At 69.4% G+C, this 22440-nt stretch carries 15 protein-coding genes; 11 read left to right on the top strand and 4 right to left on the bottom strand.

Going from position 1 to position 22440, the window contains the following annotated elements:
* The first annotated feature begins 258 nt into the window (after nucleotides 1-258).
* From ACFMRZ_RS04550 to ACFMRZ_RS04525, 6 genes are read left to right on the top strand one after another with little or no spacing between them, the layout of a single operon-like run.
* Entirely contained in the window at nucleotides 259-6666 is a 6408-nt protein-coding gene (locus ACFMRZ_RS04550) for an SDR family NAD(P)-dependent oxidoreductase (RefSeq protein ID WP_400178034.1), read from the top strand.
* 10 nt (nucleotides 6667-6676) lie between these two features.
* Nucleotides 6677-8041, top strand: coding sequence for an aminotransferase class I/II-fold pyridoxal phosphate-dependent enzyme (locus ACFMRZ_RS04545; protein WP_400178033.1), 1365 nt, complete (start codon nucleotides 6677-6679; stop codon nucleotides 8039-8041).
* Complete coding sequence (locus tag ACFMRZ_RS04540) at nucleotides 8038-10038, top strand: ASPIC/UnbV domain-containing protein (RefSeq protein ID WP_400178032.1); 2001 nt, start codon at nucleotides 8038-8040, stop codon at nucleotides 10036-10038. Before ACFMRZ_RS04545 ends, ACFMRZ_RS04540 begins: the two co-directional genes overlap by 4 nt.
* On the top strand, nucleotides 10038-11138 hold the full coding sequence (locus tag ACFMRZ_RS04535; RefSeq protein ID WP_400178031.1) for an RnfABCDGE type electron transport complex subunit D: 1101 nt from the start codon (nucleotides 10038-10040) through the stop codon (nucleotides 11136-11138). The genes ACFMRZ_RS04540 and ACFMRZ_RS04535 overlap by 1 nt, the downstream gene beginning before the upstream one ends.
* Nucleotides 11139-11184: 46 nt before the next feature.
* Entirely contained in the window at nucleotides 11185-12135 is a 951-nt protein-coding gene (locus ACFMRZ_RS04530; protein ID WP_280276429.1) for a DUF1702 family protein, read from the top strand.
* A complete protein-coding gene (locus tag ACFMRZ_RS04525; protein ID WP_400178030.1) occupies nucleotides 12132-12947 on the top strand; it encodes an SDR family NAD(P)-dependent oxidoreductase in 816 nt (271 codons plus the stop codon). The genes ACFMRZ_RS04530 and ACFMRZ_RS04525 overlap by 4 nt, the downstream gene beginning before the upstream one ends.
* A 32-nt stretch (nucleotides 12948-12979) precedes the next feature.
* Here the strand turns inward: ACFMRZ_RS04525 and ACFMRZ_RS04520 are convergent, their stop codons facing one another.
* Nucleotides 12980-13969 carry a UbiA family prenyltransferase gene (locus tag ACFMRZ_RS04520; protein WP_400178029.1) on the bottom strand — a complete coding sequence of 330 codons (990 nt, stop codon included), beginning with the start codon at nucleotides 13967-13969 and terminating at the stop codon, nucleotides 12980-12982.
* 91 nt (nucleotides 13970-14060) lie between these two features.
* On the opposite strand from ACFMRZ_RS04520, the gene ACFMRZ_RS04515 reads away from it, so the two are divergent.
* The 4 genes from ACFMRZ_RS04515 (at nucleotide 14061) to ACFMRZ_RS04500 (ending at nucleotide 17598) form a co-directional block, all read left to right on the top strand.
* The gene (locus tag ACFMRZ_RS04515; RefSeq protein WP_400178028.1) at nucleotides 14061-14930 is read left to right on the top strand and encodes a geranyl diphosphate 2-C-methyltransferase; all 870 of its coding nucleotides are present in this window, start codon (nucleotides 14061-14063) and stop codon (nucleotides 14928-14930) included.
* A 101-nt stretch (nucleotides 14931-15031) separates the two neighbouring features.
* On the top strand, nucleotides 15032-16042 hold the full coding sequence (locus ACFMRZ_RS04510) for a hypothetical protein (RefSeq protein WP_400178027.1): 1011 nt from the start codon (nucleotides 15032-15034) through the stop codon (nucleotides 16040-16042).
* 145 nt (nucleotides 16043-16187) lie between these two features.
* Complete coding sequence (locus tag ACFMRZ_RS04505; RefSeq protein ID WP_400178026.1) at nucleotides 16188-16769, top strand: TetR/AcrR family transcriptional regulator; 582 nt, start codon at nucleotides 16188-16190, stop codon at nucleotides 16767-16769.
* 40 nt (nucleotides 16770-16809) lie between these two features.
* Entirely contained in the window at nucleotides 16810-17598 is a 789-nt protein-coding gene (locus ACFMRZ_RS04500) for an SDR family oxidoreductase (protein WP_400178025.1), read from the top strand.
* A gap of 23 nt (nucleotides 17599-17621) precedes the next feature.
* Here ACFMRZ_RS04500 and ACFMRZ_RS04495 read toward each other — a convergent pair whose 3' ends face one another.
* The 3 genes from ACFMRZ_RS04495 to ACFMRZ_RS04485 all read right to left on the bottom strand — a co-directional run bounded on the left by ACFMRZ_RS04495 (nucleotide 17622) and on the right by ACFMRZ_RS04485 (nucleotide 20446).
* Nucleotides 17622-18095 carry a DUF2269 family protein gene (locus ACFMRZ_RS04495; RefSeq protein WP_400178024.1) on the bottom strand — a complete coding sequence of 158 codons (474 nt, stop codon included), beginning with the start codon at nucleotides 18093-18095 and terminating at the stop codon, nucleotides 17622-17624.
* The gene (locus ACFMRZ_RS04490; RefSeq protein WP_400178023.1) at nucleotides 18092-18832 is read right to left on the bottom strand and encodes an HD domain-containing protein; all 741 of its coding nucleotides are present in this window, start codon (nucleotides 18830-18832) and stop codon (nucleotides 18092-18094) included. The genes ACFMRZ_RS04495 and ACFMRZ_RS04490 overlap by 4 nt, the downstream gene beginning before the upstream one ends.
* Nucleotides 18833-19498: 666 nt before the next feature.
* Nucleotides 19499-20446 carry a GlxA family transcriptional regulator gene (locus tag ACFMRZ_RS04485; protein ID WP_400178022.1) on the bottom strand — a complete coding sequence of 316 codons (948 nt, stop codon included), beginning with the start codon at nucleotides 20444-20446 and terminating at the stop codon, nucleotides 19499-19501.
* A gap of 1107 nt (nucleotides 20447-21553) precedes the next feature.
* Here ACFMRZ_RS04485 and ACFMRZ_RS04480 point away from each other — a divergent pair.
* The gene (locus tag ACFMRZ_RS04480) at nucleotides 21554-22423 is read left to right on the top strand and encodes a bile acid:sodium symporter family protein (protein WP_400178021.1); all 870 of its coding nucleotides are present in this window, start codon (nucleotides 21554-21556) and stop codon (nucleotides 22421-22423) included.
* Nucleotides 22424-22440: the final 17 nt, after the last annotated feature.

Below are 22440 nucleotides of genomic sequence, written 5' to 3'. Positions count from 1 at the left end.
TCCCGTTCTCGAAAACTCTCCGGCGACGCTCTGGACAAATAACGATGTCAGCGCGCAATAACAACGTCAGGGCGCTGCCCCGGCACATCGCAATTCACGTTTGTCATGCCTACTTGCACTGCGCCGCAAGGACTTTCACCGAAGTCGACCACTCGCATCGATTATCGAAACTATGCTGTCCAACTGGCCCGGGAAATACTCGGCCGCACAGTCTTACCGCCGCGCACCGGTCGGTGCAGATATTCAGAGGAACGCGCCATGTCCGATGCAGCAATCGTCGGGATCGGCTGCCGCTTTCCCGGTGGCATCGAAGATCCCGCTTCCTTCTGGGATTTTCTGATCCGGCGGGGTGACGGCATCGTCGAGGTCCCGCCGGACCGGTGGAGCCTGGACAAGTTCTACGACCCCGACCCGGAGGCGCCGGGCCGCATGTACACCCGCCACGGCGGGTTCCTCGGCCGATCGCTGTGGGAGTTCGACGCGGACTTCTTCGGCATCTCCCAGCGCGAGGCGTCGATCATGGACCCGCAACAGCGGCTGCTGCTCGAAGTGGCGTGGGAGGCGCTCGACGACGGCGGCATGGCCGGGCGCATCGGCGGGCGCGACGTCGGCGTCTTCGTCGGCGGGTTCATGATGGACAATGCCGTGGGGCGCAACGTGGTCCGGCACGCGATCAACAGTCACACCCCCACCAGTTCCTCGCATACCCTGCTGTCGGCGCGTATCGCGTTCCTGCTCGATCTGCACGGCCCGACCATGACGATCAATACCGCCTGTTCCTCCTCGCTGGTGGCATTGCATCAGGCGGTACAGGCGCTGGCGGCCGGCGAATGCGAGTCGGTCATCGTCGGCGGCACCAACGCCATGCTGCAGCCGGAGACCTTCATCTCGATGTGCAAGGGCCGGTTCCTCGCGGTCGACGGGCACTGCAAGTCGTTCGACGCCGCCGCCGACGGTTACGGGCGCGGCGAGGGCGCGGGCGCGGTGATCCTCAAGCCGCTGGCGGCCGCGCGGCGCGACGGCGACCGCGTCTACGCGGTGGTGCGCGGCAGCGGCGTGAACCAGGACGGCCGCACCCTCGCCATCCCGGTGCCGAATCCTGTTGCGCAGGAACAGCTCGCGCGCCGCGTGCACACGCGGGCCGGGATCTCCCCGGCGGAGATCGGGTTCGTCGAGGCGCACGGGACGGGCACGCCGGTCGGTGATCCGATCGAGCTGACGGCGCTGGGCCACGTGTACGGCGCGGTCGACGGGCGTACCGAGCCGCTGCCGGTGGGCTCGCTGAAGAACAATATCGGGCACACCGAGGCGGCGGCGGGCGTGGCCGGGGTGATCAAGGCGGCGCTGACGGTCTACCACGGAACCGTCGCCCCGCAGGTGCGCCTGGACAATCCCAACCCCGAGATCGACTTCGACGGCCTGCGGCTGCGCGTGCCGGTGGCTCCCGAGCCGCTGCGCCGACCCCTGGTCGCGGTCAACAGTTTCGGCTACGGCGGCACCAACGCTCACGTAATCATCGGCCCCGCAACGGATTCCACCGTGACCGCGGGCCGCCGCCCGGATACGGCCATCGTGACGGGACAGGCCGCGACGGCCTCGCTCGAACCCCAACCCGCCGCGATTGTCGTGCGGGACAACCACCCAGGGCTACCGATCTTCCCGCTCTCCGCGCGGAGCGAGACGGCATTGCGGTCGCTGGCCGCGGAGCTGGCGGTCGACGCCGAGCCCGTGGACCGGCTCACCGCCGCGGCCTGGGTGCGGCGCGCGCATCATCCGCTGCGGGCGGCGTTCCGCTACACCGACTCCGACGACCTCCGCGCCCAGCTGGCCGAATTCGCCGCGGGCGGTGGGCAGGCGCCCGCTCGCGCGGTGACCGAGGGCGGTACCGATCCGGTGTTCGTCTACAGCGGCATGGGCCCGCAGTGGTGGGGCATGGGGCGCGAGCTGCTGCGCGGCGACGGCCCGGCCGCCGCGGTGGCGCGCGAGGTCGACCGGGAGTTCGGCAAGCTCGCGGGCTGGTCGATTCTCGATGAGATGCTGCGTGCCGAGGCGGATTCCCGCATCACCCGCACCGAGGTCGCCCAGCCCGCGAACTTCCTGCTGCAAGCCGCGCTGACCGCCGAACTCGCCGAGCGCGGCATCCGGCCCGCCGTGGTCGTGGGCCACAGCGTCGGCGAGGTCACCGCCGCGTATGTGTCGGGGGCGCTGACCCTCGCCGAAGCCGTGACGGTCAGCTACCACCGCTCCCGTCTGCAGGCCACCACCGCCGGCAGCGGCGCGATGCTCGCGGTCGGGCTGCCCGCGGCCGAGGCCCGCGACCTGCTGGCCGACCTCGACGGCGTGGACGTCGCCGCGATCAACAGCCCGTCGGCGGTGACCCTCGCGGGCCCCGCGCCGATCCTGCACGACCTCGCCGAAAAGCTCACCGCCGACGGTGTTTTCGCTCGCATGCTGCGCGTGGAGGTGCCCTACCACAGCCGGTTGATGGATCCGATCCTCGACGAGCTGCGCACGGCGCTGGCCGCGCTCGCGGCCCGCGACACGTCGGTCACCGTGTACTCCACGGTCACCGCGGCGCGGGCGACACCACAGGATTGGGACGCCCAGTACTGGTGCCGCAACGTGCGCGAGTCGGTCCGCTTCGCCGACACCGTCGAGACCCTGCTCGGTGACGGGCACCGGATCTTCCTCGAGGTCGGACCGCATCCGGTACTGAGCGGCAGCATCCGGGAGATCCTGATGCAACAGGGCGGCGCCGGCGCCGCGGTGCCGACCCTCGCCCGCGGCGGCGCCGACCACGACAATCTGCTCACCGCCGTCGCCGAGCTGTACCGCGCCGGAGCCCTCGACAGCGAACGGCTCCCCCGCCCGATCGACCGCACCGCGCCGCACGCCGCGCTGCCGCCCTACCCGTGGCAGCGGCGGCACGTGTGGACGCAGGAGCCCGAGACCCGGCTCGACCGCCTCGGCACCCCGGACGGCTACGCCATGCTCGGGGACCGGATCGCGGCGGCCGCGCCGGAATGGGAAGTGGCGCTGTCGGTGACGAACCTGCCGTGGCTGCGCGACCACGTGGTCGCGGGGGCCGTGGTGCTGCCCGGCGCCGCCTACCTCGACGCCGCGCTGAGCGCGATCGCCGCCCGCACCGGCCGCGAGAGCTTCGGGCTCGAGTCCGTCGAGTTCGTGAACCCGCTGGTGGTGGACGAACACGACGTGCCGGTGCTGCGGATCGGGGTGGAGGAGACGACGCGGCGCTTCACGGTGCGGTCCCGCCCGGCGACCGGCGCGGACTGGACCGTCAACGCCTACGGACGCCTGGTCGAGGCCGACGTCGACCCCGGCAGCGTCGACCTCACCGTCGCGGCCGGCGCCGCGGAGGTCCCGGCCGACGCGCTCTACGACAGCATGGCCGCGCACGGGCTCGCCTACGGCCCGGCCTTCCGGCTGCTGCGCACGGTGCATGTCGGGCTCGACAGTGTTGTCGCGCAGGTGAATACGCCGCCGGCCGACGCCACCCACCGGCACCTGGCCCACCCCGCGGTACTCGACGCCGCCCTGCAGTGCTTCGCCGCCCTCTACGCGGCGACCGTCGCCCAGGACGGCGCGGTCGACCCGGACGTGGTGGTGCCCGCCGCGATCGACAGGGTGCGGTGGACCGGCCCGCTCCCGGTCGACCCGGTGGTCGTCGTCACCCGTGATCCCGCCGATCCGCTGCGCGCCGACATCCGGATCGCCTCCGCGGTGGGTGCGGTGGCGCTGACCCTGACCGGCGTGCGGTTCGGCACCCTCACTCCGCGCCGCCCGCTGTCGGATCAACTCGACGAGCTGTACTACGAGCCGGTGTGGGAAATCGTCTCCGACACCGCCGACGCCACCCCGCCGCCGGCCCTGGACGAGGGGGCGCTGGTGGTGGTCAACCTCGGCGCCGAGATCTCGCAGCGCGCCAAGGAGATCGCCAGCACCCGCCCCAGCGACCTGGTCACCGTCGGCGATCACGCCTCGGCGCTCGGTATGCCGCAATTGGTCGATCTGCTGCGCGGCGGCCTCACCCGCGCGGGCGCCGAACGGCTGCGCCTGGTCGTCGTCGCCGGATCCGATCTCGACGCCGTGCACAATGTCGACGGCCTGGCGCAGGTCGCGCAGGCGGTGAAACAGGCGCTGGCACTGGACGATACGTCGCCCGAGGCCGTGCCGGGCGGTCCGCGGGAGATTCGCGGCGTCGTCGTCACGGAGAACGCGCTGTGCCTGCCGATCGACCGCTTCGCCCGCATCGAACACGCCCCGCTCGCCGGTGGCCGCCGCGAACTGCTCAACGAACTGCCCGCCGCGCAGTGGCGGCTGGTGGACACCGAGCCCGCCACGGCCGCCGCCGACGTCCTGGAACAGGTCTACGCCGACACCCTCACCGACGAGGTGGCATTGCGCGCCGGGGCGTGCTGGACCATCCGCTGGCGGCACACCCTCGCCGCGCATCTGGCCCGCTGGGCGGTCCCGGCCCCGCTCACCGATCCCGAACGGTCCTACTGCCTCGACATTCCGCGCTCGCGGCTGCTGCCGGAGCTGGCGCTGCGCACCGCGGAACGGGTCGCGCCGGGCCCCGAGGAGATCGAGATCCGCATGCAGGCGGTCGGTCTCAACTACAAGGACACTCTGAAGGTTCTCGGCGTGCTCACCGACAAGGAGCTGGCCGGAACGTTTTTCGGCACCGAGATCGGCATGGACGGCTACGGCGTCGTGGAACGCGTCGGCAGCGCCGTCACCGGTATCGCGCCCGGCGACGAGATCTCGGTGGTGGCGCCGGGCATCGTGCGCCGCTTCGTGACGCTGCGCCCGGACACCGGCGCCACCACCGCGATGGACATCTTCCCGCCCGGCGCCTTCGACCCGCTGCACTGCACCTCGGTGATGCCGCTGTTCACCGCCGAGATCGGGCTGGGTGAACTGGCGCGGGTGCGGCCTGGCGAGACGGTGCTGGTGCACGGCGCCGCGGGCGGCATGGGCATGGCGGCGGTGCAGGTGGCGCTGCGCATGGGCGCGACGGTGATCGCCACGGCGGGCACTCCCGAGCGCCGCGCGCAGGTGCGGGCGCTGGGCGCGCACGAGGTGCTGAATTCCCGCTCGGTCACCTTCGTCGACGAGGTGCTGCGCCTGACCGGCGGCGCCGGGGCGGATGTCGTCTACAGTTCCGCGCCGGGTGAGATCCTGCAGCAGAACTTCAGGGTCGCAGGCGAATTCGGCCGCATCGTCGACATCGGCAAGGCCGACATCTACGGTTCGGGCGCCATCGACCTGCGGCCGTTCGACCGCAACCTGTCGTTCTTCGCCGTCGATATCGACCGCATCCTGGCCCATCGTCCCGAGCAGGTGCGCCATGCCGCCCGGCGCGTGGTGGACGCGATGTACCACGGCGAGTACCGGCCGCTGCCCAATATGGTGTTCGGGCTCGACCGGCTCACCGAGGCATTCGAGACCGTCGCCCGCTCGGCCCAGGTCGGCCGCGTCGTCCTCGACCTGCGCGAAGAACGGCCCGCGGTGCGTCACATTCCCCGCGAGACCGACATCGACCCGGACGCGAGCTATCTCGTCACCGGCGGATTCGGAGCCTTCGGCCTGGCCACCGCACGGCACCTCGTGCGCCGCGGCGTCCGGCACCTGGTGCTGGCCGGTCGGCGCGGCGCCACCACCGCGGCCGCGCGCACCCAGCTCACCGAATTCGCTTGCGCCGGAATAGATGTGCGCGAGGAGCGGGTGGACGTCGCCGACTACGACGCGGTGGCCGCCCTGATCGCCCGCATTCAGGCGAGCGGTGCGCCGCTGCGCGGTGTCGTCCACGCGGCGGGGGTGGTCAACAACACCGAGATCCCCGAGGTCACCCTCGACTCGCTGCGCGAGATCTTCGAACCGAAGGTGCACGGCGCGCTGCACCTGGACCGCGCGACCACCGCGGCGGGCGTGGAGCTGGACTTCTTCGTGCTGTACTCCTCCGCCAGCGGCATCGCCGGGCTCTCGCCCCAATTGGGGTACGCCTCGGCCAATTCCGCGCTCGACGCGCTCGCCTGGACGCGGCGCGCCCAGGGGCGGCCCGCGGTGTCGGTGGACTGGGGCTTCATGCGCGGCGACGGCGGCATGGCCGACTCGCAGGCGGTGTCGCGGTACGCGGAGATGACCGGATACGGCTCGCTGGACATGGATTTCGCGTCCGTGCTGCTGTGGGAATGCCTGCGGCTGGACGTGCCGCAGTGCGCGGTGCTCGACATCGACTGGGCGCAGTGGGCGCTGGCGCACCGCTCCTCGGCGCGGTCCCCGCGGTTCGTGGAACTGGTCACCGCGGCGGGCGGCGGCGCGGGCGGCACCGCCGCGTTGCGCGCGGAGATCCTCACCATCGACGCCGAGCAGCGCGGCGAGGTGGTGGCCTGGCTGCTCGCCGAACAACTCGCCATCGTCCTCGGTGTCGACGCCGACACCGTCGATCTCGACACTCCCACCAGCGAACTCGGCCTCGATTCGCTGATGGCGATGGAATTCGGCGCCCGGGTGGTCAAGAGCCTGGGCGTGAAGATGTCCGTGCTGTCCATCGGCGCCGGACTGTCGCTGGGCGGGCTCGGCGCCAAGATCGCCGCGCAGATCGCTCAGGAAGAAGCTACGACCGAACCGACGGCACCGTGAGGAATCGCCCATGACGACCGATGCGCGCGCATTGGCGCGCTCCCTGATGTCCAAGCACGACCCGGGCGGCAACGGCGCCACCACCGCGGCCACACCGGCGGCCACGGCCGACACTCCCGCGACGGCGCGGCCCGTGCTGCGCACCGACTTCCGCGACCATCCGGGTGTGGTGGAGGCCACCGAGAAATGGGCGCGGTTCGACACCTGGGCGCGCGGCGCGGGCGTGATCAACCCGTACTATCTGCCGCACGAGGGCGTCAGCGGCCCGGTGACCCGCTTCGCGGGCCGGGACATGTTGAACTTCAGCAGCTTCGGCTATCTGGACCTGGCCGCGGAACCGCGGGTGCACGCCGCCGCGGCCGACGCCATCACCCGCTACGGCACCTCCGCGGCGGCGGTGCGGCTGGTCGCGGGCGAGCTGCCGCTGTACGGGGAGCTGGAGTCGGAGATCGCCCGCATCTACGACACCGACGCCGCGATCGTCACCTCGAGCGGATTCCTCACCAACGCTGCGGCCGTGGCGTTCCTGCTCGGCAAACGCGATATCGCCGTGTGTGATTCGCTGATCCACAACAGCATCGTCTCGGGCACCGAATGGGCCGGATGCAAGCGAGTCACGTTCCGGCACAACGATCCCGAGTCGCTCGAGGCGATCCTGTCGATGTCGCGGCGCAGCTTCGAACGGGCCATGGTGCTCGTCGAGGGCGTCTACAGCATGGACGGCGACATCGTCCGGCTGCCCGAGATCATCGAGGTGGCACGGAAATACGACTGCTCGATCATGATCGACGAGGCGCATTCGTTCGGCGTCCTCGGCGAACGCGGCCTGGGCGTGCGCGAGCATTTCGACCTGCCCGGCGACGCGGTCGACGTCTGGATGGGCACCCTGTCCAAGGCGCTGGGCAGCGTCGGCGGATATCTGGCGGCCAACCGCGAACTCGTCGACGGCTTCAAGTACTCGGCCTCGGGCCTGAGCATGTACACCGCCTCGCCCGCGCCGTCGGCCGCGGCGGCCGCGCTCGAGGGGCTCGCCGTGCTGCACGACCAACCCGACCGTGTCGCGGCGCTGCGGCACAACGCGCAATATTTCCATCGGCGGGCCGGTGAGCTCGGCTTCGACACCGGCAACGGGCAGGGCACGCCGATCACCCCGATCATCACCGGCGCCGACGAGCCCGCCGTCCGCGCCTCGATGGACCTGCTGGAACACAACGTGATGGCCAACGCCATCGGACATCCGGTGGTGCCGTCCGGCGAGGCCCGGCTGCGGTTCTTCGTCAACTGCCGGCACACCGAACAACAGCTCGACCACGCGTTGGACACCGTGCGGCAGGTGTTCGACGGCATGACCACGGAAGAAGGGCCCCAGTCGTGAAGCTACCACCGAATCTGCTGCGAAAAGCGCTGGTGCCCTTGGCATCACTGGGCATGATGGTCGCACTGTTCGTACCCGCGCACTCCACCATGATCGCCCCGGTGGAAAAAGACGGCAACGCGCCGCTGGCGAGCAAGTTCAAGTTCACCGAGATGCCGATCGCGCTGCCGCCCGGCCTGCCCGAACGCAAGATCCGCAATATCGAGCCCCGCTACGAGCACGTGGTGGCCTGGATGTCGTCGGTGAACTCGGCGGTGGCCATCAACGACATCGACGGCAACGGCAAATCCGACGACCTGTGCCTGGTCGACTCCCGCTCCGACAGCGTGATCGTCACCCCCGCACCCGACAGCGACACCAGCCGCTACCAGCCGTTCGTGCTCGATCCGGCGCCACTGCCGACAGACGACGAGATGGCGCCCACCGGTTGCATTCCCGGCGATTTCGACCACTCCGGGCGCATCGGGCTGATGGTCTACTACGGTGGCCGCACGCCGATCGTGTTCCTGCCCCGCGCCGGCGCCAAGCAGCTGAACAATGCCGCGTTCCGGCCGGTGGAGACCGTGCAGCCGCCCGCCACCCCCGACGGCAGCTATCAGGGGGCGCGCTGGTTCACCCTGGCGTCCTCGGTCGCCGATTTCGACGGCGACGGCAATCTCGACATCTTCATCGGCAACTACTTCCCCGACAGCGATTTCATCGGCACCACCGGCGAGCACAGCCTGACGCTCAACGAATCGTTCTCCAAGGCCACCAATGCCGGTGGCGCGCACCTGCTCTCGCTGCAGCGCAGCACTGGCGGCGCCGAACCGACCGCGGACTTCCGCGAGGTGTTCGACGCCTTCCCCGAGCACGCGAAGAACGGCTGGACCATCGCCTCCGCGCCGCAGGACCTCACCGGTGACCAGCTGCCGGAACTGTATGTCGCCAACGACATGGGCCCGGACCGGCTGTTCGTGAACAAGTCCACCCCCGGGCATTTCGAGTTCGGGCTGGCCGAGGGGCAGCGCGGGCCGACCGACCCCAAGTCGTTCGTACTGGGCCACGACTCGTTCAAGGGGATGGGCGTCGACTTCGGTGACCTCAGCGGACGCGGCATGCCCGACATGTTCGTCAGCAATATCGCCCAGCGCTGGGGCATCATCGAGGGCAACCTGGCGTTCTACAACACCGCCAAGGACACGAAAGACGCCGCCGCACAGCTCAATTCGGGTGTGGCGCCGTTCGAGAACCGCGCCGTGAGCCAGGGCCTGGCCTGGAGCGGCTGGTGCTGGGACACCAAGATCGCCGACTTCGACAACAGCGGCCGTCCGCAGATCGTGCAGGCCAACGGCATGTTCAAGGGCGACACCACGCGCTGGCCGCAGGTGCAGGAAATGGCCACCATGAACGACCTGCTCGCCCGATACCCGTGGGCCTGGCCGAATTTCACCGCGCACGGCGACCTGGCCGGGAACAACCGGATGGCGTTCTTCGCCCAGAACGACAGCGGCAAGTTCACCAACATCTCCCCCGCCCTCGACATCTTCGCGTCCGTCCCCACCCGGGGCATCGCGGTCGGTGACCCCACCGGCACCGGCAAACTCAGCTTCGCGGTCGCCCGCCAGTGGGACACCCCGGTCTACTACCGCAACGATTCACCGAACCCGGGCCGGTACCTCGGGCTGCAACTGTTCACCCCGCCGACGAACTCGGCGCCAGGCGACACCACCCTGGCGGGCAAACCGATCCTCGGCTCACCGGCCGTCGGCGCCCAGGTCACCGTCACCACCCCGGACGGCACGCCGCACATCGCCCAGCTCGACGGCGGCAGCGGACACGCCGGAAAACGCGCCACCGACGTCCATCTCGGGCTCGGCGACGTCGATCCCGCCACCCCGCTCCCGGTCCAGCTGAGCTGGCGCGACAACCACGGCGCCGTGCACACCCAGCAACTGCAGCTGCGGCCCGGCAGCCACACCCTCGTTCTCGACACCGATGCCCGGGAGGTGCACTGATGAGTGTCCAAGGCAACGGCCATCATCCCGACTCCGACGGCAAGGCGGTCCTCGCGACCGACACCAACGGGAACGGATCGGCGCCCGACGCGACGCCGGACGCACCCCCGACCGCATTCCAGGCGTGGCGGCGAAAGTGGCTGGGGGTCAACAAGGAAGGCCGTGACCCCCGCTATCTGGCGCTGCGCAACTTCGCGGCCTCGCTGACGTTCTTCAACGTCGTCGGCTTCCTCTGGCTGGGCTTCGAGCAGCCGTGGCTGTGGCCGATCCTGGCGGCGCTGACCGCCTACACCGTCGAGCTGATCCTCGAGACGCTGGCGGCGTGGGCCTACAAACGCCCGGCCGGCTACCGCGGCAACGGTTTCCGCGGTCTGTTCGTATTCCTGATGCCCGCGCACATCACCGGCGTCGCGTTCAACTTCCTGATGTACGCCGCCGACCAGTGGCTGCCGATCATGTTCGGCATCACCGTCGCCGTGGGCACCAAATGGGTGCTGCGCGCGAAGATCCGCGGCAAGATGAAGCACTTCATGAACCCGTCGAACTTCGGGATCGTGGTGGCGCTGCTGGTGTTCCCGGAGATCGCGGTCGTCGGGCCCTACCACTTCGTGGAGAACGTGCAGGGCGCGGCGGACGCGCTGCTGGTGCTCGGCCTGCTGATGGCGGGCACCATGCTCAACGCCAAGCTCACCAAGAAGACACCGCTGATCGCGGCGTGGCTGGGCGCGTTCGTGCTGCAGGCGGTGGTGCGCGGGGCGCTGGATCCCGATGTCTCCATCATCGCGGCGCTGCTGCCGATCACCGGCATCGCGTTCGTGCTCTACACCAACTACATGATCACCGACCCGGCGACCTCCCCGTTCGCGAAGCGCGATCAGGTCATATTCGGCGCGTCCGTGGGCCTGATGTACGGCGTGCTGATGGCGCTCAATGTGTCGTTCGGGCTGTTCTTCGCGCTGGTGATCGTGTGCGCGTGCCGCGGCATCTTCTGGTGGTACCGCAACATTCGCGAATGGCTCGGCAACCGCGCCGTCCCCGCCGAACCCGCACCGCGCCCGGCCGAGCCGGCCGCGCTGGAACCGGCGGCCGCGCCGTCCTGACCGATCCCGCACCGCCGCAACAGAACCGAGGATTCCCATGCCATCGATGATCGGACCGATACGGTCGGTGCTACTCGGCACCGGCGCCGACGTACCACCGCTGGGCCGCCCCGGGTTCGCCGCGCCGAGCCCGGCGACCAAGGCCGAATTGGAGCGCGTCGCCACCCATCTGGCCACCAGCATCGACGTCGCGGTGCGCAGCAAGAACAACGACGAGTTGATCGCGCACATCGAGACCCTGCCCCAGCAGTATCGAGGCTTCGCGTTCGAGGGCGCGGCGACCGGTCTGGCGGCGGTCGACTCGATTACGCCGTTCAGCCGCCGCGCGCACGACCTGATCGCCGGGCCCGCCGCCGCACACGACCTGACCATGTACGTGGGCGTCGGGCTGGCCTTGGGACGCATCCCGAGGCCGTTCTGGCGCAAGGTGTTTCCGAAACACCCGTCCTACCGGTGGCTGGCGATCGACGGGTACGGCTTCTACAACGCCTTCTTCCGCACCGAGAAGTACATCGGGCGGCACTTCGCCGAGGACCGGTATCCGCGCTGGATGGGCGACCGCGCACCGCTGCGCCGCGCCGCCGATCAGGGTATCGGGCGGGCGCTGTGGTTCGTCAGCGGCGGCTCGCCGGAGGGGGTGGCCAAGCTCGTGGACGAGTTCGACGCGAGCCGCCACGCCGATCTGTGGAGCGGTATCGGCATCGCGACGACCTTCGCCGGCGGTGTGGAAGCCAGCGATCTCGAGGCGATCCTGGCCCGGGTGCCGCAGTTCCGGGAGCCGCTGGCCGCCGGGTCGGCGATGGTCGCCAAGATCCGGCAGCAGGCCGACAGCGCCATCCCGCACACCCACGCGGCCGTGCGCGCCTACACCGGCCGCACCCTCGACGAGGCCGCCGCCCTGATCGACCGGGCGTTCGCCGAGGTGCCCCAGGACGGCACCGCGGCCGGCTATCAGGCCTGGCGCGACCATCTCGGCGCGCTGGCCGTACCGGCATGAGCGGCGCGCGCTGGGCGGGCGAACACGTCATCGTCACCGGCGGGTCGGAGGGCATCGGGGCCGCCGTGGCCGCCGCCTTCGCCCGCCGCGGCGCCCGGGTGTCGATCATCGCCCGACGCCCGGACCCGTTGCGCGACACCGCGAAACGCCTCGGCGCCGACCACCGCGCCGCCGACGTCACCGACCGGGCGGCGCTGGCGGCGGCGATCGCGGAACTGGAGGCCCGCAACGGCGGCTGCGGCGTGCTGGCCTGCTGCGCGGGCCTCACGCTGCCGGGCCTGTTCACCGAATTGGGCGACGACGAGTTCGCGGAGCAGACCGACGCGAACTATCTCGGCTCGGTGCACGCCGTGCGCGCCGTGCTGCCGGGCATGGTGGAACGCGGCAAAGGCCATGTGCTGCTGCTGAGTTCGACCTCGGCGTTCCTCGGCATCCCGGGCTACAGCGCCTACGCGCCCACCAAGGCGAGCATCCGCCAGCTGGGCCTGTGCCTGCGCTATGAGACCGAACCGGCCGGTGTGTCGGTGACGGTGCTGTATCCCGCCGATACCGACACCTCCGGGCTGGTGCGGGAAAATCTGCGCAAACCGCCGGAGACCAAGGCCATCACCGGCACCATCAAGCCGATGCCGGCCGAGAAGGTGGCCGAGGCGGCGGTGCGGGGCATGGAGCGCGGCCGCCACCACATCACCACCGATATGCTCACCACCTTTCTCCTGCGCTGGGCGAATATTCCCGAGGATTTCATGCGGCCGTTCTTCCGCCGCAGCATCTCCCGGGCGCGGCAGCGCGCGGAAAAGGCGACCACCTGACCGGAATCGAGGTGAGGATCGACCGTGCGCTGTCACCGATTCGCGAATACCGCGGCGGCGGGAAATACCGTCGCCCAGGAAAGCAGCATCGCGACGACCGCGAACGATTTCGCGCGGCGCACGACGTCGATCGCCGCCGCCAGCGGCTGCCCGCGCACACCGGCGAGGAGCCGTCCGAGATACATGACGCCGACAGCCACCGCCGCCAGGTACGGAATGTATGTCCAGGAAAATCCCGCCGCCGGAAATGTCGCCACACAGAACACCGCGGCACCGGCCACGAGCTGCCCGAGCCCTATCGCGAATGCCGGAAATATTCCGATCGCACGCGGGGCGGTGACGATGGAATGTTCGGCGTCCTCGGGAACATCCTCGGCGGCGTTCACGATGAATACCGAGTTCACCGTGAGCGCGAGCCCGACAATCGCCAGGAGGGCCGGCCATTCCAGCGGCCGGTCGTAGGTCCGTACCAGCGCGAGACCGGGAAGGAGCGTCACCATCACCAGCACCGTCGGAATCTGCCAGGCCCCGGCACCCTTCAGATGCAGGGGCGGCAGCGAGTACTGAAAGGCCAGCGCCACACCGATACCCAGCACCAGCACCAGGTCGAGGTGGCCGGTCGTGGCCACCAGCCAGATCAGGCACACCGCGATGACCGCGACCCATCCGAAGACCAGCCGCCGCACGCGCCGCACCCCGAGATCACCCACGGCCCGCGACAGCCGCGATTTGAAGTCGGCGTCGAGCCAGCGGTCGGCGAGACAGTTCACGACATTGGTCAACAGAACGTAAGCGGTGAGCATGATTATAGTGACCAGCATTCGCACCGAGAGCACCTCGTTCCACGAATGCGAACTGACCACCACCGAGGCGGCCATCACGCCCGCGCCGAGCGGCAGCACCTCCACGCGATGCACGGCGAGGCCGAGCCGGAATGCGCGCGCCGGTGATATTTTCCGCCCGCGTTCCGCCGGGCCCGCCGAGAATACCCGGCGGAACTCGGCGACTGCGCCCATGGTCATCGAATTCTCCAAATCGTCGAACAACAACCCGGTACCCGCGCATAATACAATTGATTTCCGCCTGTGAGAACAGCACGAAAGGATGCCGCTAATGTCGATGCTGGACTCGGTAACCGATAACGTCCTGCGCACGCCCTATCAGCGCGCCGTGGCCGACTACTGGAACAACAATCCCAACGACGACCGCATCAATGTGAAACTCGGCGAAGTCGACGGGCTTTACCATCATCACTACGGCATCGGCGATTACGATCCGCGGGTCCTGGAGGGCCCGGCGGAGTCACGTCAGGAACGTCTCGTCGCCGAGTTGCATCGGCTCGAAACCGCGCAGGCCGATCATTTGCTGGATCAATTCGGGGCGGTGCGCGCCGACGATCGGCTGCTGGACGCCGGTTCCGGTCGCGGCGGCACGAGCATCATGGCGAACGCCCGGTTCGGCTGCCGCGTCGACGGGGTCTCGATCTCGGAGTACCAGGTGGGTTTCGCGAACGAGCAGGCCGCGCAGCGCGGCGTCGCCGACCGGGTCGAGTTCCATCTGCGCAATATGCTCGACACCGGATTCGAGGCGGGGTCGATCGGTGGGGTGTGGACCAACGAAACCACCATGTACGTCGACCTTTTCGACCTGTACGCCGAATTCGCCCGGGTGTTGCGGCCCGGTGGCCGCTACGTGTGCATCACGGGCTGCTCCAACGACGTCATCGGGGGCAGGTCCTCGGCGGTGAGCAAGATCGACGCCCACTACACCTGCAACATCCACCCGCGCGGCGACTACTTCAAGGCCCTGGCCGCCAGCAAACTGGTGCCGGTCAGCGTCACCGACCTGACCGCGGCCACCATCCCCTACTGGGAACTACGCACGCACTCGGAACTGGCTACGGGGGTGGAGGAGTCGTTCCTCACCGCTTACCGGGAGGGCAGCTTCCAGTATCTGCTCATCGTCGCCGACCGGGTCGTCTGATGAGCGCCCGCACCGGCCGTGCGGCCCACTACACTGCGTGGCTGCTCGGCGTGCCGGACGCGGCGACGCCGGACTTCGTGAACGACGGTTAGGAACTGCCTATGGCCACCACACACAGCGACAGCCTCCCTCTAGGTGGGCAGTTGCGGCGCATCTTCACCGCCGGTCCGGGCGAGGAGGGCAGGCCGCTGCCGCTGCCCACGAAGTTCAACTACGCGTTGTGGCTGACGCGGCCGGAGATCGCGCCCATGTCCTCGGCCGTGATGGTGGCCGACGTCCTGTTCAGCGCCCACTCCGGCGCGGAGATCGCGAATGTTCCGATGCTGGTCGCGGCGCTCATCCTCGCCGCGGCCATTCAACTGCTGCACGTCGCCAACTGCCTGGCCGACCGCTGGGTCGACATGGAGTACAAGTCGAAGTTCGCCCGGATGGTGCGCGATCTCGGGGTGCGGTTCGTCGCCTGGCAGATCTACCTCACCACCGCGTTCATCCTGCTCGGCGGCGGGTATATCGCTTGGGCGACAGGGCATTACGATCTGGCGCCGATCGTCGCGCTGGGCACCTTCCTACTGCTGCAGTACTCGCTGCCGCCCTGGCATTTCAAGTCCGGCGGGTTCTGGCAGATCCCGTGGACCTACATCGGCACCATGGTGTTCCCCGGCCTGGTGGTGCTGCGGCTCTACGACCGGCCGATCGAGATCCCGGCGTTGCTGGCCGTGCTCGGGCTCGGGCTGACCCTGACGGGGATCTTCTCGGTCAATACCGCCGAGGACATTCCCGAGGACGCCGAGCACGGCATCAACACCTCGGTGCTGGCGCTGGGCCTGCCGCTCTCGTTCGCCGAATCCATGACCCGGGTGAGCGTGGGCGCGGCCCTGGTGATCGGCGGCGTGGTGGCGGTCGCGGGCTGGACGTGGACACTGATCCCCTACACCGTCGTCCTGCTGATCGTGCTGTGGTATCTGGGCAGCACCCTCGCCGGGGTCTGGCGCACACCGCTCGACGAGGCCATGGCGGTGGTGCGGCCCCGAGCCAAGATGTTCGTCGTGATGGTGGCGTTGATGGGCTGGGTCACGGTCTTCCCCGCCGCCGCCATGTTCGCGGCACGGTAATCGCCTGCGGATCGTCCGCAGACCGGGCGGGTTCTCGCTGGGCTTGCTTCGACGTTATCCGTTCGGATAATGTTATCCAGGTGAATAACGAAGTTGCCGGTCTCGTTGAGGCACACGAGGATCGACGCGTCGGGGGCGGTAGGTAGTGACCGCACATCAGGCGGCGACCGCAGCCCGCAAACAACAGATCACCCGTACCGCGGTCGCGCTGCTGAGCGAATTCGGCTATCAGGCCACCACTTTCGAGGCCATCTGCCACCGGGCCGGGCTCAGCAGCAAGCGGCTGATCACCTATCACTTCTCCAGCAAGGACGAGTTGTTCGCGGCCGTCGCCGATCAGATCGTCGCCGACGCCGAAGCCCACATGCGGACCGCCCTGGCGGACGCGACCGGCGCCCGCGCATTGCTCGCCACTGTCATCCGGGCGAACGTGGCGTTCATCGCCGATCACCTGCCGCAGGTGCGGGCGCTGCAGCAGATCCTGCTCAACGGTGGCCACGGTGTCTGGGAGCGGCATCACCTCGAATCGCTGCACCGGCTGGCCGACCTGTTCGAGGAGGGCCGGCGCACTGGCGCCTTCCGCCCGTTGGATCCGCAGGTCATGGCGGCGGCGCTACGAGCCTCCATCGACAGTGTGGTCCCGCTCCTTTCCGCCGGCCTCGACGCCGAACGCTGTGGAAACGAACTGGTCGAACTCTTCGACCGCGCTACCAGTGCGCGGCCCTGATCGGACGGCGTCGCCGGGCCCGCGAACGGAAGGAACAGATATGACATATCCAGGGGTCGCCGGGCGTACGTATGTCGTGACCGGCTCCGCCTCGGGCATCGGTGCCGCGACCGCGACGATGCTGCGCGAGCGTGGCGCCGAGGTCATCGGCTGCGATCTCAGCGACGCCGATATCGAGGCGGACCTGTCCACGCCGAGCGGTCGGCAGGCGCTGATCGACCAGGTGACCGAGCGCGGGCCCATCGACGCGGTACTCGCCGTCGCCGGGGGCGGCAAGACCGGTCTGCTCGAGACGAACTACTTCGGTGCTGTCTCGACCCTCGAAGGGTTACGGCCCCTGCTGGCGCAGAGCGCCGCGCCCCGAGCAGTGGTCGTGTCGTCGACGTCGTCGCTGGCGCCCGCGGACGAACGGGTGATGCGAGCATGCCTCGACGGCGACGAAAGCGCCACCCTCGCTTACCTCGACGCGGACCCGTCCCTCGGCGGTGTCGCGGGCGCCTACGGCGTCGCCAAACGCGCGCTGAATCGCTGGGTGCGCACGGTTGCCCCGACACCCCTGTGGGCGGGAAGCGGCATCGCCCTGAACGCTGTCGCGTCCGGCGTCGTGGACACGCCCGCGGCCGCGTGGATCTTCGCGAGCGAAGACACCCGCGCCGCCGTGGAAGCCGCTGCGCCGCAACCGTTCGGTGGATTTCCCGGGCAACCGGAATGGGTCGGCGAGCTCATCTGCTGGCTCGCCGGCGCGGACAACAGATTCGTGACCGGTCAGGTCATCTTCGCCGACGGAGGTGCGGAGACGGCGCTGATCGGAGACCTGCACTGGCGCTGACCGACGTGTTCACGGACCGGTGATCACGCCGCGGTGGTCGATCCGGGACGCACGATCATCAGGACCGTGACGATCACCCAGAGCAGATTGAAAACGCCTGTATACATGGTCAATTGCGTGAGGGTGCGCGCTTCGATCCGCACCTTCAGCCCCGCCGCGGAGTTCGCGCCGCCCAGCAGCGCGGCCTGCCGGGGCAGCACGGCGAACCCGAGTACCGCGGCCGCGGCGGCGGTGAGAAGGATCGACGCGATCAGCCACGCGTCGCCCAGAACGCCGAGGCTGCTCGCGGTGCCGAAACCGAAGACCGGCACGGCCAGTCCGATGACCGCGTAGACGCGGCAGATTCGATGCAGTGCCGCGACGACGGCGTGGTCGGGGTCCGCGCCGGTTTCGGATGCGCGTCGCGTGGCGGCGGGAAACATGCTGGCGGCCACGGTGACCGGGCCGATGGCGATGATCGCCGCGAGCACATGGATGGCGAGCAGGGCCTTCGTCATGCGGCATCGTTCCAGATGCTGGTGGCGAGGATCGCGTCCCATGTCAGGTGCGGCACGTCGGGGTGGTGTTCGCGCACGATCACACCGGCCAGCGTGCCCGGCATGGCCTTGCGCGGGTCGGCCAGCGCCTGGGTCTCGATGGCGGCGGTGAGTGCGCGGCTGCCGCCGAGCCGCGGATAGGCGGCGTGGACCTGTTCGGCGTAGTCCGGCGCGATGTCGCCCGGGGCGGCCGCCACGTCGATGCCGATGCCGCGCACGGCGATCCAGATCTCCGGTGGGCGTCTGCGGCGATAGACCGGGGAGTCGCTGAATCCGGAGGTGTGGGCGGCGATGGCGTCCCACACCGTGTCGATCAGGGTGTCGGGGGCGTCGTGGTCTTCGAGGAAGCGTGCGGCGTAGTCGGCGCCGTCGAGTTCGAATCGCTGCTGTCCGTTGCCGATCCCGGCCAGCCCGATGTCGTGCAGGGCACAGATCAGATACATCGCCTCGTCGTCGTAGTCCGCGCCCGGCCGCAGGCCCTGCTGTGCGGCGGCCGCGCGGGCGAACAGGTAACCGCGCACACTGTGATTGCGGATGGCCGGGGGCAGTTCGCGGCCGATGAGGTCACTCGCGGTGTCCGCCAGCGGGGTCGAGGGCAGTGCGAGCGGATCCTGTTGCGCCCCGGCGGAACCAGTGGCGGCGATGAACGCGCCGGTGGCCAGGCCTGCGCCGAGTGCGGTGCGGCGTGTGATGGACATGGGTGATCTCTCTTCTCCGGGTCGAGCGGGTTGCAGTGTGTTCAAGGAATGCAGTGCGGTTCAGCGGGATTCAATGGGATGCGCTGGGATCCAGCGGGTTCAGTGGGATTCAGCGTGGGTTCACTGGGAAGTACTGGGGTCCACGGGGGGTTCCGCAGGATGCGTCTGCGTGCAGTGGAATTCCGTGGGATGCCGCAGGCTTCAGGGATGCGGCGTTCAGTAGGAAGCAGCAGGATTCAATAGGAAGCATTGGGGTCCAGGGGGAAGCAGCGCGGTTCAGTCGAAAGCAGTGGGATTCACTGGGAGGCAGCGGGATTCAGTGGGAAGCACTGAGGTCTAGGGAGATGCCGCAGGATGTGGCTGGATGCAGTGGAATTCAGTGGGAAGGCAGCGGGATTCAGGAATGCAGCGGGAGTGCACTGGGTTCGGCGGCACGCAGTGGGGTTCGGCTGTATCGAGTGGATGTGGCTGTATCGAGTGGATGTGGCGGGGTTGAGTGGATGTGGCGCGATTAGTGGAGGCGTGGCGGGATTCAGCATGGACGTGGTGGGGTTCAGCAGCGGCGTGGCCGGATTCAGCGGGGCGGGGCGGGTGTTCAGTAGGGACGTGGGGCGGGTTCGGTAGGGACGTGGGGCAATTCAATGGGACGTGGGAGCGTCGCGGGACTCAGGGGGATGTGGCGCGGAAGCGGGTGCGGTAGTCGGTCGGTGTGGTGCCGAGAACTTTGACGAAGGTGCGGCGCAGCGTTTCCTCGGAGCCGAATCCGCAGCGCCTGGCTACGGTGGCGACGCCGTCGTCGGCAGCCTCGAGCAGTTGCTGGGCGGCCTCGACACGCACGCGTTCGACGTATCGGCCGGGTGTCATGCCGATCTCGCGACGGAACAGCCGGGTCAGGTGGCGTTCGCTCACCGCGGCGTGTTCGGCCATCGTCGCAAGGGTGTGCTCGGCCGCGGGATTCGCGGCCACGGCGTCGATCAGGCGGCGCAGGCGGGAGTTTCGCGGCGCGGCGACACCGGCGCGGACGCTGAACTGCGATTGCCCGCCGGGCCGGTGCAGGAACACCACCAGATGTTTCGCCACCGACCGCGCGAGGTCCGGACCCTCGTCTTCTTCCACGAGCGCGAGGGCGAGGTCGATGCCCGCCGTCACGCCCGCGGAGGTGACGACCGGGCCGTCACGCACATAGATCGCGTCGGGTTCGACGTGTATCTCCGGAAAGCGTTGCGCCAGTTCGGCACACGCCAGCCAGTGCGTGGTGGCCCGGCGGCCCGTCAGCAGCCCGGCCTCGGCCAGCACGAACGCTCCGGTGCACACCGACACGATACGCCGCGCCCCCGCCGCCGCGGTGCGCACCGCGGGCACCAGGCCGGGCGGCAGCGCCTCCGCGACCGGGTATCCCGGCACGACGAGAGTGTCGACACGCCCGGCGAATTCGCCCATCGCGCCGTTCACGCCCACCGTCAGACCGACATCCGTGCGCACCGACCCGCCATCGGGCGAGGCGAACCGTACCCGCCGCCCCGCCCAATGCAGCACCTGCACCGGCCCAGCGATGTCGAGCAGCAACGCCCCCTCGGCCAGCGCCACCACCACGTCCCCACGGTCCGATCCCATGCCCCGAGTCTGTCCCGGCCGCATGGTGTCCGCAATGACACGAAGCCCACAGATCCGGACACACCACCCGACTCTCCGCCGGGCACCCACGGAGGCGGGCCGTCCAACCTGCTCCAGATCAGTGACCGGCGAAGATCTCATATGTCTTGCGCCCCAGGAGAAACGCCGTGGCTTTGGCGAAGCGGCCGCCGACAATTTCACCCATATCGTCATCCGCGTACGCACAGCGGCGGGATAGCCCAGCCCAGTTCAGATCCACAGCGGTGGGATAGCCCAGCTCAGTTCAGATCCACGCCAGTTCCACGGCAGTGGGGTCGCCCGGTCCAGTCCAGGCCCGCGGCGGTGGGGTCGCCTGGCCCCGTTCAGACCGGTTGTGGCGGAATCGCCCAGCCCGCTTCAGATCCGCGGCGGTGGCGTCGTCCGGACCGGTTCAGGCTGCCCGTAGCAGTGGAGTCGCCCGGCCTGGCTCAGACCCGCGGCGGCCGGGGTCGTCCAGCCCCGGTTCCCCACGGCGGTGAGGTCGTCCAGCCCCGTTCAGGCCCGTAGCAGTGGAGTCGCCCGGCCTGGCTCAGACCCGCGGCGGTGGCGTCGTCCAGCCCCGTTCAGATCCACGGCGGTGAGGTCATCCAGCCCCATTCAGGCCCGTGGGGGTGGAGACACCCGGCCCGGTTTCACGCCCGTGGCAGTGGAGTCATCCGGCCCGGTTCAGATCCACGGCAGTGGAGTCATCCGGCCCGGTTCAGATCCACGGCAGTGGGGTCGCCCGGCCCGGTTCAGGGCCCGTGGTAGTGGGTCGCCCGGCCTGGCTTAGGCCCGCGGTGGTGGAATCGTCCAGCCCCGGTTCGGGTCCAGGGCGGGGAGGCGATAGTCCGCGGTGGTCGGCGGACCGTCGTGGGCGGTGGGGCGGTGGCCGGTATGGGGAGTTGTCCAGCCTGGTTCAGGTCACGGCGGCGGGATAGCCGAGGCGCGTTCGGCTCGTCGGGTGGGCGACGGCGTGCGGTGTCGAGATGTTCGCCACCCGTGAGGGATCGGGCTCGCTTGGGTGGCTTGGGGTTACTAGGGTCGGAGCCGACGCGGCGGGGAATGTGGGTAGGCGAGGAGTTGGCAGTGGGTTCGTTGTTCGCGGTGTTCCTGCCGTTGGCGTTGGCGCTGGTGATGTTCGGGCTCGGGCTCACCCTGACCTCGGCGGATTTCGCTCGGGTGCTGCGCTATCCGAAGGCGGCCGCGGTGGCGCTCGTATGCCAGATGGTGGTGCTGCCCGCGGTGTGCGTGGGCCTGATCTACCTGTTCGGGCTGGACGGGGCGGTGGCGGCGGGGATGCTGCTGCTGGCGGCGTCGCCGGGTGGGCCGTCGGCCAACCTGTTCAGCCACATCGCGGGCGGGAACGTGGCGCTCAACATCACCCTCACCGCCGTCAATTCGGTGCTGGCGGTGTTCACGCTGCCGCTGGTGGTCGGGTTGTCCTACGCGCTGTTTCTCGACGGCGACGCGGGCATCGGGCTGCGGCCGGACAAGTTCGCCCAGGTGTTCGCGATCGTGCTGATCCCCGTGGCGCTCGGGATGTGGGTGCATCACCGCTTCCCCGAGTGGTCACGCCGCCGGCGCGGCAGGGTCAAGGTGCTGTCGGTCGTGGTGCTGGTGCTGGTGGTGCTCGCCGCGGTGGCGCGCGACTTCGACACCCTCACCGACAATGTGGGCGCGCTGGCCGCGGTGTGCCTGCTGCTGGCGAGCATCGGCATTCTCGTCGGCTATTACGCGTCGCGGCTGTTCGGCGTCGACTCCGATCAGGCCGTGGCGGCGGCGATGGAGATCGGCATCCACAACGGCGCGCTCGCCATCGCCGTGGCGACGTCGGTGCTGCACGATTCCGCCATGGCGGTGCCCGCGGCCGTCTACGGAGTGCTGATGAACCTGCCCGCCGGAGTGGCCGCCGCCCTGTTCGCCCGCCGCACCCGCCGGGCGGCCGTCCCCGCGTGACGACACGCCGACCACCA

The organism is Nocardia sp. N2S4-5 (genome assembly GCF_044628355.1).
Taxonomy (GTDB): domain Bacteria; phylum Actinomycetota; class Actinomycetes; order Mycobacteriales; family Mycobacteriaceae; genus Nocardia; species Nocardia wallacei_B.
The sequence above is the reverse complement of the archived record's forward strand: the minus strand, read 5'-3'. Positions and strand labels throughout refer to the sequence as shown.